The organism is Kitasatospora sp. NPDC058048, assembly GCF_042885555.1.
GTDB classification, from domain to species: Bacteria; Actinomycetota; Actinomycetes; order Streptomycetales; family Streptomycetaceae; genus Kitasatospora; species Kitasatospora lactacystinica.
This window is the reverse complement of record NZ_JBHVRT010000005.1, coordinates 239,285-253,975: the sequence shown is the minus strand read 5'-3', so window position 1 is coordinate 253,975 and position 14,691 is coordinate 239,285. Positions and strand designations below refer to the sequence as shown.

Below are 14,691 nucleotides of genomic sequence, written 5' to 3'. Positions count from 1 at the left end.
CCATGACGGCGGCCGCCACCGGGCTCGACCTCCTCCCGGACGCAGGTCCTGTCCGGGACTTCCCTCGGGACGGTCAAGGACGTCTTCCGCTCTGTACGTCGGCGGGGCGTCACTCCGTCGGCCTGACGCCGACCTGCCAGTCCCGTGGTGACACGCCGTAGGCCTCGCGGAAGGCGCGGCTGAAGTGGCTGGAGTTGGCGAAGCCCCAGCGGCGGGCGATCCCCGCCACCCCGAGCTCCTCGGCCATCGGCCGCACGAGGTCCCGGCTGCAGCGCTCCAGCCGCTGGGTCCGGATCCAGGTGCCGAGGGTGACGCCCTCCTGCTGGAACAGCTTGTGGAGGAAGCGCACCGACATGAAGTTCGCCTCGGCGACGGCGGACGGCGACAGGTCCGGATCACGGAGGTTCCGCAGGATGTGCTCCTTGACCCGTTCCAAGGAGGCCGCGCTCTGCGGATTCTGCGGCCGGGTGCGCCCGCCCCGCTCGTCGACGAGCATCGCCAGCAGGTCGAGCGCCGTGGATGCCGCCCGGCGTCCAACGACGTGGTCCAGCCCCGCCGCCTGGCGCGCCAGCTGCGCTAGGTAGGTCGCCACCAGTGCGGAGCTGCCCCCGGTGCCGCTGAACGCCGTCGCGGTCAGCCCGCGCAGGTCCCGCTCCGGCACGTCCAGCTCCTCCCGGGGAAAGTGGAAGGAGGTGAGGACGAACCCCTCGTCGATCCGCTTCCGGAACACCCGGGACGAGTCGGTGACGGAGAATTCGCCGGGCCGGACGACCGTCTCCCGCCCGTCCTGTTCCTTGACCGCGGTGCCCCGCTCCTGGAGGCTCAGGATCAGGGTCGGAGGGTCGTCCGCGGCGATCATGCGCCTGCCGCGCGTCACCACCTGGGGTCCCGCCTGGATCCTCGAAATCCGTATCGGACCCAGCCGGTGGCTGACGATCGTTCCGGGCGACGGCACCTTCTCCAGGAGGTCCACCGCCATCGGCACGAAGGTGTGGGACACCGCTTCGTGCCAGGCCTCCGCCCGTGCGGCGGCGGACAGCGGGGCGGTGGAGAACGACGTGGTCGCGGTGGCGCTGTCGCCGGAGGCGCCTCTCTCCCGAACGTCCGGCGCCATGGTTCCCCGCCTTCCCGACAGATGTGCCTTCCGGAACACCATGCCAGCGGGGGGCGCGGCGGAGCATCGCGTGAACCTACCAGATCCGGGAATCGGCACCGGGGCGGCGGACCGGTGGCCGTCCGCGGGCCGGTGACGGGCCGGGCCGGCCGCGGCCGCCGCTCACCTGAGGGCTCCGTCGGTGGCCGCGGTGGTGACGAAGCGCTGGGCGACGACGAGGAGGACGGCGGCCGGAACGGCGGCCAGGACCGTGGTGGCCATGACGGCGTTCCACTGGTTCGTGTGGGCGCCGATGTACTGGTAGACGCCCAGCGTGACCGGCCGGACCGTTCCCGTGGTGGTGAGCGTGAGGGCGAAGAGGAGGTCGCCCCAGGTGAACAGGAAGGTGAAGACGGCGGCCGTGATCAGCGCGTTCCTGCTCAGCGGGAGCACCACGGAGCGGAGGACGCGCAGCCGGCCGGCGCCGTCCAGCTGCGCGGCCTCGACGATCTCCCCGGGGATGCTCCGCATGGACGCGTGCAGGAGGACGATCGCGAAGGGGACGCCCGCGGTGGAGTCGGCGAGGATCAGCCCGAGGCAGGAGTTCAGGAGCCCCAGATCGGCGTAGGCGCCGTACAGCGCGTTGGCCACGACGATGCCCGGCACCGTCTGGGTGATCAGGATGCCGAGCAGCACGAGGTCGGTTCCGCGCAGCCGGAACCGGGCCAGGGCGTAGGCCGCCGGGGCGGCGAGCGCGAGGCTGAGCAGCACGCTGCCGAGGGCCACGACGAGGCTGGTGACGAGGTTGCGCCCCTGGTCGCGCAGCGCGGTGGCGTACCCGCCGAGGTCCGGACGGAGCGGGAACCACTCTCCTCGCAGGGTGTTGCCGGTCGGCTGGAGGGAGGCGTTCACCATCCAGTAGACGGGGAACAGCATCAGCGCGAGCAGGACGATCCCGACGACGGTGGACAGCGGGCCGCGTCGGCGCGGCGCGCGCCTCACGGGGCCGCCTCCCGGTCGTTCCTGGCGCGTCGCCCGGCGCGCAGGTAGGCGAGGGCGCACACGAGCGACAGGACGACGAGCAGGTTGCTCATCGCGGCGCCGCGCCCGAAGTCGAACTGCCGGAAGGACATTTCGTAGGACTGGGTGGCGAGGGTCTCCGTGGCGTTGGCCGGCCCGCCGCCCGTCACCACGAGGACGATGTCCAGCACCCTGAGCGTGTAGACCGCGTCCAGTACCAGGACGACGTTCACCACGGGCCGCAGCAGGGGCCAGGTGATGTGGCGGAACGACGCGAGCGGTCCGGCGCCGTCCAGCTCCGCCGCCTCGTACAGGTGGGTGGGGATGTCCCGCAGACCGCCGTACAGGATCGCGGTGTTGAACGGGATGCCGACCCAGGTGTTGACGAGGACCACCGACACCAGCGCCTGTGAGCTGCCGGTGAGCCAGGGGACGCCGGACGACGAGAGGTGGAGGCCGCGCAGTGCGGCGTTGACGACTCCGGTGTCGGGGTCGAGCATCCACTTCCAGACGGTCGCGGAGACGACCAGCGGAAGCAGCCACGGCAGCAGCAGGAGCGCCCGCAGCACGTCGCCGAGCGGGAAGCCGCGCCGGAAGAACAGGGCGAGGGCCAGGCCGACGGCGAACTGCCCCAGGACCGAGCCGGCGGTGAACAGCAGCGTGGTCAGCAGCGTGCGGGGGAACTGGTCCGAGGAGAGGACCCCGGCGTAGTTCCGCAGCCCCGCGAACGGTGCGTCACCCGTGTAGAAAGTGGTGACCGTGTAGTGCTGGAAGCTCGTCACGAGGTTCTTGACGAGCGGGTAGCCGAAGAAGAGCGACAGGTACGCCGCGGCGGGCGCGATGAACAGCCACCGCGCCGTTCGCTCCCGCAGGCGCCCCGGGGCGGGGTCAGCCGGCGGTCGCGATCCGCTGCGCATGCCTGAGGGCCTCCTCCGGTGTCCGCTCACCCGTCAGCGCGGACTGGACCGCGGTGTAGATCCCCGTCGCCGCCTTCGGCCAGGCGGCGCCGAGCTCACCGGTGCGCGAGCGTGCCGCCTCCACGCTCCTGGCGAACGCGCCCATCGAGGGGACCTCCTCGGCGTACCGGGCGGCCACCGCGGTGCGCGAGGGCACGGTGAAGTGCTGCTCGGCCGCGGTGAGCATGTTGGCGGGGGTGTTCAGACAGGCGAGGACCTGGGCGGCCTTCTCCTGCCGGGCCCTGGAAGCGCCCTTCGGGACCGTCCACACCTCACCGCCGAGCGGGGTGACCGGGGTCTGCCCCAGCCGGGGGACGGGTACGGGGGCCACTCCCCAGTGCGGGTTCCCCTCCTGGTTCAGGGCCGGGATCCGCCATGGGCCGTTGATCATCATGGCCGTCCTCCCGGCGACGAACTGGTCGTGGACGTCGGCCTGCGTCCAGTTCAGCACGGACCTGGACATGGATCCGCTGTTCACCAGGTCGACCCAGAGCTGGAGTGCCTGCGCGGCCTGCGGGGTGTCCAACTGCCGTTCGTCACCGCCGTTGGACCACAGGAAGGGCAGGAACTGCCAGGTGCCCTCGAAGGTGGGGTTGGCGTCGACCGCCATCCCGTAGCGCCCGGGACGGGTCAACGCGGCCGCCGCCGCCTTCAGTTCGTCCCAGGTCCTCGGGACGGCGACGCCGGCCTCGGCGAGCATGTCCTCGTTGTAGAAGAGGGCGACGGTGCTGACGGCGGGGGCCAGCCCGTACACCGATCCCTGGTAGGTGCCCGCCGACAGGATGCCCTCGGAGAAGCCGCTGGAGTCGATGCCGTAGTCGTCCAGCGGGGTCAGCGCGCCGGTCCGGGCGATCTGCTGCAGGTCCGGGTTGTCGAGCATCAGCAGGTCGGGGAGGGTGCGCGAGGACGCCTGCTGCAGGACCTTGGGGACGAGGGACGCCCCCGGAACGCTGGTGTGCCGGACCTCCACCCCGGCGGTCCTGCCGCACTCGGTGAGCATCCCGCCCCACTGGGCGTGCTCGGGTTCGTCGGTGTAGTAGTCGAGCGCGGTGATGGAGGTCACCTCGCCCCCGGCGGACCGGGAACCGGTCGGGTCACCGCACCCGGCGGCGGACACCAGGGCGAGGATCCCGGTCAGGAGCGCGGCGATCCGCCGCACCGACGAGCTGGCCGGTGGGATCATGCTGGTGCCTTTGCCGGGTTACTGGGTGACAGGACGACGGGGCGACGGGGCGACCGGGGTCGGTCGTGCGAGGGGGCGGATTCCGGGGGCGTCGTAGCGGCCCGACCGGTCCCTTCCGTCCGAACGCATATTAAACACCCCCGGGAGTACCCGTCGTGTGCGCGGTGGCCTCCCGGACCATCGCCACCACGGCCTCGGGCCGTGACAGCACCACGGCGTGCGTGGGGCCGTGAAGCGCCGGACGCCCGGGCCGCGCGCCCCGCTCAGCCGTCGGGCAGGGCCGCGACCAGGTTGGCGAGCTGCACCCGGGAGCTGATCGACAGCTTGCGGAAGACGGACGTCAGATGGGTGTTGACGGTGTGCGGGGAGACCACGAGCACCTCGGCGGCCGACCGGTTGGTGTGGCCCTGGGCGATGAGGCCCGCGACCTTCCGCTCCGAGGCCGTCAGGGCCCCCCAGCCCTGGACGGGGCGACGTACGGCGGCCGCCCCGCGACTGCCGGCGCCCGCACCCTCCCGAGCCCGTGGCACCCGTGCCGCCGCGGCGTGGGCGCCCGACCCGGCGAACGTCTCCCGTGCGCGGGCCAGCGCGGCCGCGGCCCGCTCCGCGCGTCCCGCCGTCAGGAGCGCCTGCCCGAGGTCGGCGTACGCGGCGGCCCGGACCAGCGGGCGGGGGCTCGCCCCGAGCAGCTCCACGGAGTGTTCGAGCAGGGCGGGATCACCGTTCACGAGCCCGCGGGCCTGCGCCGCGATGCCCGTGGCGGTCGGCACGGCCGGGTTGCGTGCGGCGTGGGCCTCGGCCTGCGTGGCCAGGTCCTCGGCGAGTTCGCGCTCCCCGCCGCGCAGGGACATGCGGATCGCGGAATCGACCCAGTCCCGCAGGAGCCGCCACCGCATGAAGGAACCCTCCCGCTGGACCCGGCGGATCCGGTCGACGGCGAGCCCGGTGTCCCCGTCGGCCTCGGCGTGGACCGCCTCCAGGAACCGCACCGCGGCCGTGTTGCCCGGGTTCGGTTTGACCGCCAGCCGCTCCCGCGCGGCGACCAGGTGCTCCCGCGCCGCCTCCCGGTCGCCGCACAGCAGGGCGATCCGGGAGCGGATCACACGACCGTTCACCTGCTGGACGGGCACCCGCACCTCGTCCTCCAGGCGCTCCATGGTCACGAAGCCGGCATCGGCGTCGTCGAGCCGGCCGATTCCCAGGTCGTGCTGGCCCTGCGCCCACAGCAGCATGGCCTGACGCGTCGCCCCGTCCCCGTCCGCCGCCCTCAGGAGCAGGCGTTCGCCGGACGCGAAGTCGTCCATGTGCAGGTGCGCGACGACCTCCTCGGGGAGGAAGGCGGAATCGACGGCGCTCAGCGCGGCGAAGCGCTCCAGCGCGACCGCGTTCTCACCGGCGTTCAGCGCGATCTCGCCCAGCCCGGACAGGGCGAGGACCTGCGCCTCCCGGTCACCGACCGCGGTGGCGTCACCCAGCGCGGCCTCGCCGGCCTCGCGCGCCGCGACGAGGTCGGGGCCCCGGGACAGGGCCAGTGCGCGCTGGGCGGCCAGCCTGGCACGGACCTCCGGGGCGGAGCCCCCCACGGCGAGGGCGGCCTCGGTGCGGCGGCGCAGCTCGTCGGCGAGGTCCATGGTCCACAGCGTCCCGCCGAGGGCGGCCTGGAGGCGGCCGAAGGTCGCCAGCGGCGGTCGCTCGGCCAGCAGCCGGTCACCCGTCGACAGCGCCTCCCGGTTCCGGCCGGCCCGGGTCAGGCAGAGGACCGCCTGCTCACCCACGGCGAACCGCAGCGGCCCCGCGGACGGCACCAGGTCGAGGGCACGCGTCATCAGGTCGGCCGCCGGGCCCGGGGTGACCGGCAGGACGTCCTCGGCCGCCCGCCGCAGCAACGCCACGGCCTCCTCGTCCCCGGGCAGCGAACCCCTGAGGACGTGCGGCACCGCGTCGATCGGCTGCCGGCCCGCGGCGACCAGGCCGCGGGCGGCCTCGCGGTGCAGGGCCTTCCGGGCCGACGGCGGGATGTCGGCGTAGACCGCCTGGCGCAGCAGATCGTGCCGGAACACCAGCCGGTCACCGTCGTCGTCCAGGAGCCCGGCCCGCACGGCCTCCTCCAGCGCCGGGACCAGGTCGGCGCCCGACCGGCCGCAGAGCATGGCGGCGTCCTCGAAGCCGAAGCCGCGTCCCAGCACCGCCCCCATCCGGAGGAAGCGCAGCGTGTCGGGCCGCAGCGACCTGAGCCTGCCGCGCACACCCGCCACCAGCCCGGGGGGCACGGCCTCCGGCGAGGACCCGGCGCCGCGCAGACCCACGAGCATCTCGACCGCCAGGAACGGGTTGCCGCCCGCTCCGTCCAACAGGTCCCGCACCCGTCCGTCGACCGCCGCCCCGAGCGTGTCGCCGGCCAGCTGACCGATGGCCGCGCCCGACAGCGGGCCCAGGGTCACGGTGACCGTCGGGAGGCCGCCGGTCGCGGCCGTCACGATCTCCTCGGCCGGGCCCGAGGGCTCCGGACGGGAGGTCAGCGCCCACAGCACCGGCGAGCTCCGCAGCCGGGTCGGGAGCTGCTGCAGGGCGAACCGGCTCAGCGCGTCGGCCCACTGGACGTCGTCCAGGCCGATCAGCACCGGCACGCCGCCCGCCCTGGCCTCGACGGCCTCGGCCAGACGCTCCACCAGCCAGATCCGCTGGTCGTGATGGCGGGCGAGGTCGGCGAAGGCGTCGCCGGACAGCAGTGGACGCTCGCCGTGCCGGACGGCGGTGGCCAGGGAGGAGAGCGGCACGACGTGGTGCAGCTCGTCGGCCCTGCCGACGCCCACGGAGAAGCCCGCGGCCCGGGCCCTGGCGGCGGCTTCGGCGAGCAGGGTGGTCTTGCCGATGCCCGGTTCCCCCTGGATCAGGGCCAGTCCGCCGCTTCCGGTGCGGGCCACCGAGGTGATCAGCGCCTGGAGCCGTTCGAGCTCGGCCTCCCGGCCGCGCAGGCCGCAACGGGACAGCGGACCGCCTGACCCTGCCATGGACGCCTTCCCGTTCCGTGCTCGCCTGCCGGGGCCGGGCTCGGCCCGTGCCGACGGACGACCCCGCCCTGCCGCTGTTCGCGGCTCCCCGAGGGTACGCCGTGCGGGGCGGCCCCATCGCGGCCGCGTGCGCCGTCCACGGCCGGAGGCCCGCCGGCCCGGTCGGCCCTGTCGGCCGGCAGGGCCGGTGGGCCGTTGCTACAGAGCGATGAAGTTCGGCCGGGCGATCCCTACGTCGGTCGGTGGTCAGCCGGTCGGCACGCCGGGAGAATCGTCACCGCGGGCTGCCGCTCGACGACCGCCGACCCTTCCGAACCCGTCCCCGCAGTCCTTCGCGCCCGGACGTCCGGCGCCCGTCCGAAAGGCCGCCATGCCCCCCACCCGGCCCACCGTCGTGCTCGTCCACGACGGCTGCTCCGACGCGAGTACCTGGTTCGGCGTCATCGCCGAGCTCCAGTGGCGCCGCCTGGCGGTCCTCGCCGTCGCCAACCCGCTGCGGGGACTCGCCCACGACGCCGCCTACCTGGCCGCCGTCGTGGCGGACATCGACGGCCCGGTCGTCCTGGTCGGCCACTCCTACGGGGGCGCCGTGATCACGGAGGCCGGGGCCGCCGCCCCGAACGTCCTGGCGCTGGTCTACGTGGCCGCCTACCTGCCCGACGTGGGGGAGAGCTTCGACGCGCTCGCGGAGCGCTTCACCCCCGCGCCGCTGATTCCCCGACTGCGGCGCACCGAGCTTCCCACCGGCGGCACCGGGCGGGAGCCGGAGCTGACCGTGCCGGCGGAGTGCTTCCGGTCGCTGATGGCCGCCGACCTCGACCTGGAGGTGGCGCAGGTGCTCGGGGCGCTCCAACGCCCCGTCGCCGAGCGGGTGTTCAGTGACGCGCCGACGGCGGCGGCCTGGCGCACCATGCCCTCCTGGGCCCTGGTGACCGGGGCCGACCGGGCGCTGCACCCGGAGATCCAGCGCTTCACCGCCCGGCGGGCCGGCGCCACCGTCCTCGAACTGCCCGGCGCCTCCCACAGTGTGGCCCTCTCCCGGCCGACGGCCGTCGCGGACTTCATCCATGACGCCACCAGGCCGGGTCGTGTACGGTCTGTGAATCTCCCGATTCAGGAGACCGGACCGGATGGACAACGAGACGGTCGCCACCGGGCCGGTTGAGGAAGTCCGGCCGGGCGCGCCCGGCCGTGGTGTGCTCCCCGCGCACGGTCAGGCCCTTCCGATCACGCCAGGAGCGAAGAGTTGTCCGACCCCACTCCCTCCCCGGCCCGGCGACCGGTGCTCGACCGGGAACTCCAGGAGTTCCTGGACACCCGGGCCGGAGCGGCACGGACGGAGCTGCCGGACCTCTCCTTCCTCGCTCTCGACAGCCTGCCGAGCATCAGCGCGGACGAGGACGAGGACGATCCGTACGGCACCACGTCGGAGTGGTTCGTGCTGCCGTGCGGGCCGACCGGGCGGGTGCACGTCCAGGTGACCAGGCCGGTCGGTGCCGCCGAGCCGAGTCCGGTGGTGCTGTTCCTGCCCGGTCTCGGCTGGTCCTTGGGCGATGCCGCCTGCTACGCGCGGTTGGTGCGGGAGTTCGCCCTCGGCACCGATGCGGCGGTCGTGTACGTGGACTATGACCGGGCGCCCGCGGCGCGCTATCCGGTGGCGGTCGAGCAGTGCCACGCGGTGGCCCGCTGGATCCAGGAGCACGGTCGTGGGATCGGTCTGGAGGGGGAGCGGATCGCGGCTGTCGGTGATTCCGCGGGGGCCAATCTGGTGGCGGCGCTGACGCTGCTGGCGCGTGAGCGCGGCGATGTGCGGCTGGCGCAGCAGGTGCTGCTGTACCCCGTCACCGATGCGGACTTCGACACCGGCTCGTACCGTCGTTTCGCCAGCGGTTATTTCCTGCACCGTGACCACATGCGCCGGTTCTGGGACGACTACCTGCCCGAACCGCGGCTGCGTACGCGGGCCACGGCTGCGCCGTTGCGGGCGTCGCTGGAGCAGTTGGTGGGGTTGCCGCCGGCGCTGGTGGTCACGGCGGAGGCCGATGTGCTGCGGGACGAGGGCGAGGCCTATGCGGCCAGGCTCCGGGCGGCCGGTGTGCCGGTGGTGTCGACGCGCTACCAGGGCGTGATGCACGGCTTCCTGCTCGTCGGCGGGATCCATCCCACGGGCACCACCCGGGCCGCGCTGATCCAGGCCGTCGACACCGTCCACATGGCGCTGCACCGCCGCTCCTGGTGAGCCCGGGCGGCGCGCCGCGACCGGCCGACATCCCCCGGACGGTCGGCTGAGCAGGCCCGCCCCCGACGGTGCGCGGACCGACCGCACCCGGTGCGCCGGGGGAACAGGCCCCGGGGCCACGCGCTCCTAGCCTGGTGGGCAGCGCCGGGAACCGGCGCCGAGGGCGATCCCCGGCCCGAGCAGGCGCCTTGCCGCGACCGGGCCTGCCACGCGAACCCGCCGGACTCCCGGCGTGCCCGCGGACGCCCCGAGGAAATCAGCGATCCGAAGAGGACTCAGCCATGACGACCAATGACACGCCCATCGTCGTACTGGTGCAGGGTGCTTTCGCCGATGCCTCCAGCTTCGCCCGGGTCATCCCCGAGCTGCTGGCCGACGGACTGGACGTGGTGGCGCCCGCCGTGCCGAACCGCAGTCTGACCGGCGACTCCGCCTACATTGCGTCGGTGGTCCGGCGGATACCCGGGCCGGTCGTGCTGGTCGGCCACTCCTACGGCGGCGCGGTGATCACCGTGGCGGGTGCCGAGGAGAACGTGAAGGCCCTGGTGTACCTGGCGGGCTACGCGCTGGAGGAGGGGGAGAGCCTGGGCGAACTGCAGGGCGGCTTCCCCGACTCCGAGCTCGCCTCCGCCCTCGTGTACAGCCCGTTCCCGCTGGACGGCGGGGAGGGCGAGGGCACCGACGTGTCGGTGGAGGTCGACCGCCTTCCGGCGATCTTCGCGGCCGATGTCGACCCCGCCCTCGCCCGGGTCCTCGCCGTCACCCAGCGTCCGCTCGCCGCGGCGGCGTTCGGTGAGGCCGCGCCGACCGCGGCGTGGAAGGACAAGCCGTCCTGGGGGATCGTCGCATCCGCCGACCGCACCCTCAACCCCGACGTCCAGCGGTTCGGCTACCGGCGTGCCGGGGCGACCGCGGTCGAGGTCGACTCCTCGCACCTGGTCATGCTCTCCCGGCCCGAGCGGGTCGTGGACGTGATCCGCGAGGCCGTCCGGTCCGTGGCCGACTGAACCGGATCCGCCGTCCCGTCGGGCACACGGTCGTCACCCCCGGGCCCGGGGAGTGACGACCGGTCCGGGGCGAAGACCGGTCGGGGGCGAGGACCGGTGGGGGCGACGACCGTGTGCCCGACGGGACGGCGGGCCCGGCGCCGCTCCGTGCCGCCGACCGCCCCACGGGTGGCGGCCGAACGACGGAATCGGCTGTGCCCCCTCCCTGGAACCCGAGGGTCCTCCGGGAGGGGGCACAGCCGATTCGCGTCACGCCGTCGGATCCGGGCGGTCGGACGGGGCGGGCCGGCTACAGGGTCCGGCGTACGCCCGCCTGCTGCTCCAGCCGCTGCAGCTGGCCGGTCAGACCCGCGTGCATGGCCTCGCGGACCGGACCGCTGCGCCCGATCCACAGGACCTCCCGGCCCCGGAGCTCCTCCAGCATCAGGGCGTAGGCCGCGTACATCGCGACCGCCGCGAGCAGCATGCCGAGCGCTCCGGCGACGTGGCCCAGCCAGGAAACGCCCGAGACGCCGTGGAGGCCGGCGACGAAGTAGCGCGGCACGGCGATCATCAGGAGCAGCCACAGCACCCGCTTCGGCCTGGCCACCGAGGCCATCAGGGCGGCGAAGACCGTGAACACCAGGTTCATCACTCCCAGCACCTGCGCGCCGCCGTGGGCATCCGTCGACGTGACCAGGCCGTTGGCCAGCCAGGCGCCGGCGAACCCGGCCATCAGCGTCGCCGCGATGACGTCACGGGCACCGAACGCCAGGATGCTGACCAGCAGTTGGAGCACGAAGGCGGAGAAGACCGTGAGCGCCACGGCCTGCCGGTGGGCGCTGTCGATCAGGCCGAGCTGCAGGCTGCTGGTCACGGCGGAGGAGATGGCCACCGTGAAGAAGCCCAGCGGCATCGGCGACGCGATGGGTCGCATGGTGATCCGGGTCATGGCGTGCAGGTCCGGCTCGCCTCCGGTGCCGGCCGCCGTCGGGTCCGGACCGTGCGCGCGCTTCTCTTCCGTCACCACTGCCGTCATCATGTCGCTCCTTGTTCTCGGGACGTGCCCTCGAAACGTGCTCTCGGGACGTGCTCTCGGTACTCGGCGTCGTCGGGGAGGCCGCTCGCGGAGCGGCGGGCCGGGATCGCTCCACGAGGCTATGAGCGGAGAGGACAGCGGATTTGTCCTGATGTGTACGAATGCTGTCGTGCCCGTGCCCGTGCCCACGCTCTGATCGCGTCCGTGCCCGCGCTCTGTTCGCGGGAACGGGACGGAGGGTCCGTCACGCGTCGCGGTCGTGCGCCATCACGGCGTGGGTGACGGTCGGTTCCCCGGTGAGCAGGGCGCGGGCGTCGGTCTCGAAGGCGCGGTCGGTGCCGGTGTAGCGCCCGTGGTGCTGGGCGCAGTGCTCCGACCACGACGTCACGGTGAACGTCTCGACGAACTGCTCCGGCCGGGCGGCGTCCCGGTACAGGCCCCAGCTGACCGCACCCGTCCGGCGCCGGGAGGACTCCACCTTGCGCATCGCCGTGACGAACGCCGGAGCCCGCTCGGCGCGCACCCGGTAGGTCACGGTCACCAGGACCGGCCCGTCCTGCGGCGCCGGCTCGACGGTCAGCCGGGGCTCGGGCCATGCCTCGGAGAGCGTCGGGTCGGTCCGGCCGCCCGGCAGGGGCAGCCGTCGCAACGAGAGCACCCCGCCGAGCAGAACCAGGGCCGCCAGGAGCATCGCCGCCGACACACCGGCGTGTTGGGCCACCTGTCCCCAGCACAGCGCGCCGAGGGCGCTGCCGCCCTGGAAGACGAGCAGGTAGAAGGCCGAGGCCCGGGCCCGCACCCACGCCGGCAGGGCGACCTGCAGGCCCGCGTTCAAGGTGGACAGCGCCGTGATCCACGCCGCTCCCGCCAGGACCAGGGCGAGGAAGGCGACCGGCACGCCCGCGCCGACGGCCAGGGTCACCAGCGCGCCCGCGAAGACGGCCCCGGCGAGGGCCAGCGCGCCGTTGCCGCCGACCTGTCGCGAGAGCGCGGGCAGCGCCGCCGCGCCCGCGACCGCCCCCAGCCCGACGGCCCCCAGGAGGAGGCCGTACCCGGCCGCACCGAGACCGAGGGACTGGTGCGCGGACACCGGCAGCAGCGTCCACAGGGCGGAGGCGCCGGGGACGAACAGGGCGCTGCGCAGCAGGATCCGGCGGATCCGGGGTGCGCTGCGGACGTACCGGCCGCCGGCCCGCAGGGCCGCGATCAGGTGCTCGCGCTCCTGGCCCGGCCGCGGCACCCGCGCCGGGGTACCGGGGCGCCACGTCGCCAGCACGGCCAGGATCGCGAGGAAGGACGCGGCGTTGACGGCGAAGGTCCAGCCGACGCCGAGGACGGCGATGAGGAGCCCGCCCAGGGCAGGGCCGACGGCGCGCGCCAGGTTCAGGTTCACCGCGCCCAGCGCCGCGGCCTGCCGCAACTCGTCCCGGGGGACGAGCGAGGGCTGCACCGCCTGCCAGGCCGGGCCGTTGAGCGCGTTCCCGCAGCCCAGGAGGAAGGTGAGCGCCAGCAGCGTCCAGGGCCCGAGCCGTCCGGTGAAGGCCAGCACGGCCAGTGCGGCGGCCACCAGCGCCATGGCGGCCTGCATGGCCAGCAGCAGGCGGCGCCGGTCCACGAGGTCCGCGAGGACGCCGGCGGGCAGGGCGAGGAAGAGCACCGGCAGGCCCGCCGCGAGCTGGACCAGGGACACCTGGGCCGCGCCGTGCCCGACCAGCAGCCACTGGGCGCCGACGGTCTGCATCCAGCTGCCGACGTTCGAGGTGAACTGGGCCAGCCAGAGGTCGCGGAAGACCCGTCGGCGCAGCGGCGACCAGGCCGAACCGCCGGCCTCGCCGGTCTCTCCGCCGTCGCCGACCTGTCCGCCGTCGCCGGCCCGTCCGTCGTCGGTCCCGGTCATCGACGTACCACCTGTCCGCCTCGTCGCACCCTGTCGGGAGGCCCGACGACGCGACGGTACGGGGGCGGTCGACGTCGTCGGGCGGTCCCGGGAGAGCCCCTCGCTCCCTGCCCCGGGAACGCTAGTGCCGACGGCGCCGGTGGGCTTGACCGTCAGCGCCCACCGTTGTGCCGGGCCTGCACGGCCGGGATCCGGCGGCCGGTGGGCACCGGGCGGTGCTCGGGCCGGTTCGGTGCTCGGGTCGGTTCGGTGGGCGGTGCCCGGGCCGGTCGGGTCGGGTGTCGCGGCGCCGGGCGGCGGATCAGATGCGGATGGCGGTGACGACGTGGTAGTCGACGAGGCCGTCGCGCCAGGCGGTGAGGAAGTTGCGGGACCAGTGGGCGGTGGGGACGACGTCGACGAGGTAGCGGTCGAAGCCGGGCCAGACCTCGGCGCCGATGGACTCCGTGGTGATGTCGGTGAAGCCGGAGCGGGTGAGGGCGGCGGTGAAGTCGTCGAGGGGGTGGGCGACGTCGAGGCCGTCGGCGAAGCTGGCGAGGAGGATCTTGAGGCGTTCGGCGATGTCGGCGCCCGGGGCGGTGAAGAAGGTGGTCACGACGAGCCGGCCGCCTGGGCGCAGCACGCGGGCCGACTCACGGGCGAAGCCGGTCAGCTCGCGGAAGTGCTGGGCCGCCTCGGCGGAGAAGACGCCGTCCAGATAGCCGTCGGAGAAGGGGAGTTCGTCCGCCGATCCGAGGGTGTACGCCAGCCGATCGGGGTACGTCGCCAGGGCTCTCGCGTTGACGGCACGGGCCCGCTCGATCTGGTCCGGGTGGATGTCCACCCCCGTCACCCCCGCGAAGCGGAACTCCCGCAGTGCCAGCGCCGAGCCCAGCCCGCGCCCGCAGCCCACCTCCGCCAGCCGCAGCCGTTCGCGCGGCTCGGGGAACTCCCGCAACGCCCGCCGGTAGAGCTGCTCCTGGCTGCGCACCCGGTCCTCGGTGGTCGGGGCGGCGAGGTCGATCCCTTGCCAGTAACCGAAATTGATGAAGCCTCCGGCGAAACTGGCGACTTTGGCCAGATCATCGGTGCCGTAGGTCTTGCGCACGGTCGGGGGGATGCGGTTGTGATCCATGGGCCGCTGGGTCTCCTGCTCGGTGGGCGCCCGGCCGTCGGGCGCGCCGAGGTACGTACCCAAACCTGTGGTGGTCCGAACACGGTACGTGATGGGGGAGGGCCCTGGGGACAGTGGGGGCGTGGTGGTGCTCCGAGGGGCTCGGGGCACCAC

Annotated in this window: 11 protein-coding genes; 3 read left to right on the top strand and 8 right to left on the bottom strand. The window is 74.0% G+C overall.

Features of this window, described 5'->3' with window-relative positions; genetic code table 11:
- Positions 1-109: 109 nt before the first annotated feature.
- The 5 genes from ACFVVA_RS07825 to ACFVVA_RS07805 form a co-directional block, all read right to left on the bottom strand.
- Entirely contained in the window at positions 110-1,114 is a 1,005-nt protein-coding gene (locus ACFVVA_RS07825) for a helix-turn-helix domain-containing protein (protein ID WP_387686782.1), read from the bottom strand.
- Between the two features lie 162 nt (positions 1,115-1,276).
- Positions 1,277-2,095 (bottom strand): carbohydrate ABC transporter permease, encoded by an 819-nt coding sequence (locus ACFVVA_RS07820; protein WP_387686780.1) that lies wholly within the window; start codon positions 2,093-2,095, stop codon positions 1,277-1,279.
- Positions 2,092-3,030 (bottom strand): carbohydrate ABC transporter permease, encoded by a 939-nt coding sequence (locus ACFVVA_RS07815; protein ID WP_387686777.1) that lies wholly within the window; start codon positions 3,028-3,030, stop codon positions 2,092-2,094. The genes ACFVVA_RS07820 and ACFVVA_RS07815 overlap by 4 nt, the downstream gene beginning before the upstream one ends.
- Entirely contained in the window at positions 3,002-4,252 is a 1,251-nt protein-coding gene (locus ACFVVA_RS07810) for an ABC transporter substrate-binding protein (RefSeq protein ID WP_387686774.1), read from the bottom strand. Before ACFVVA_RS07810 ends, ACFVVA_RS07815 begins: the two co-directional genes overlap by 29 nt.
- 263 nt (positions 4,253-4,515) lie before the next feature.
- Positions 4,516-7,263: an AAA family ATPase gene (locus ACFVVA_RS07805; RefSeq protein WP_387686771.1), complete on the bottom strand. Its 2,748-nt coding sequence runs from the start codon at positions 7,261-7,263 to the stop codon at positions 4,516-4,518.
- Between the two features lie 370 nt (positions 7,264-7,633).
- On the opposite strand from ACFVVA_RS07805, the gene ACFVVA_RS07800 reads away from it, so the two are divergent.
- The 3 genes from ACFVVA_RS07800 to ACFVVA_RS07790 all read left to right on the top strand — a co-directional run bounded on the left by ACFVVA_RS07800 (position 7,634) and on the right by ACFVVA_RS07790 (position 10,509).
- Positions 7,634-8,428 (top strand): alpha/beta fold hydrolase, encoded by a 795-nt coding sequence (locus ACFVVA_RS07800; RefSeq protein WP_387686768.1) that lies wholly within the window; start codon positions 7,634-7,636, stop codon positions 8,426-8,428.
- 81 nt (positions 8,429-8,509) lie between these two features.
- Positions 8,510-9,502 carry an alpha/beta hydrolase gene (locus ACFVVA_RS07795; protein WP_387686765.1) on the top strand — a complete coding sequence of 331 codons (993 nt, stop codon included), beginning with the start codon at positions 8,510-8,512 and terminating at the stop codon, positions 9,500-9,502.
- Positions 9,503-9,783: 281 nt separating this feature from the next.
- A complete protein-coding gene (locus ACFVVA_RS07790; protein ID WP_387686762.1) occupies positions 9,784-10,509 on the top strand; it encodes an alpha/beta fold hydrolase in 726 nt (241 codons plus the stop codon).
- A 289-nt stretch (positions 10,510-10,798) separates the two neighbouring features.
- Here the strand turns inward: ACFVVA_RS07790 and ACFVVA_RS07785 are convergent, their stop codons facing one another.
- From ACFVVA_RS07785 to ACFVVA_RS07775, 3 genes are all read right to left on the bottom strand, one after another.
- Positions 10,799-11,530, bottom strand: a complete 732-nt coding sequence (locus tag ACFVVA_RS07785; protein WP_387686760.1) for a GPR1/FUN34/YaaH family transporter — start codon at positions 11,528-11,530, stop codon at positions 10,799-10,801.
- 241 nt (positions 11,531-11,771) lie between these two features.
- Positions 11,772-13,424, bottom strand: a complete 1,653-nt coding sequence (locus ACFVVA_RS07780; RefSeq protein ID WP_387686758.1) for an MFS transporter — start codon at positions 13,422-13,424, stop codon at positions 11,772-11,774.
- Positions 13,425-13,725: 301 nt separating this feature from the next.
- Complete coding sequence (locus tag ACFVVA_RS07775) at positions 13,726-14,538, bottom strand: class I SAM-dependent methyltransferase (RefSeq protein WP_387686756.1); 813 nt, start codon at positions 14,536-14,538, stop codon at positions 13,726-13,728.
- Positions 14,539-14,691: the final 153 nt, after the last annotated feature.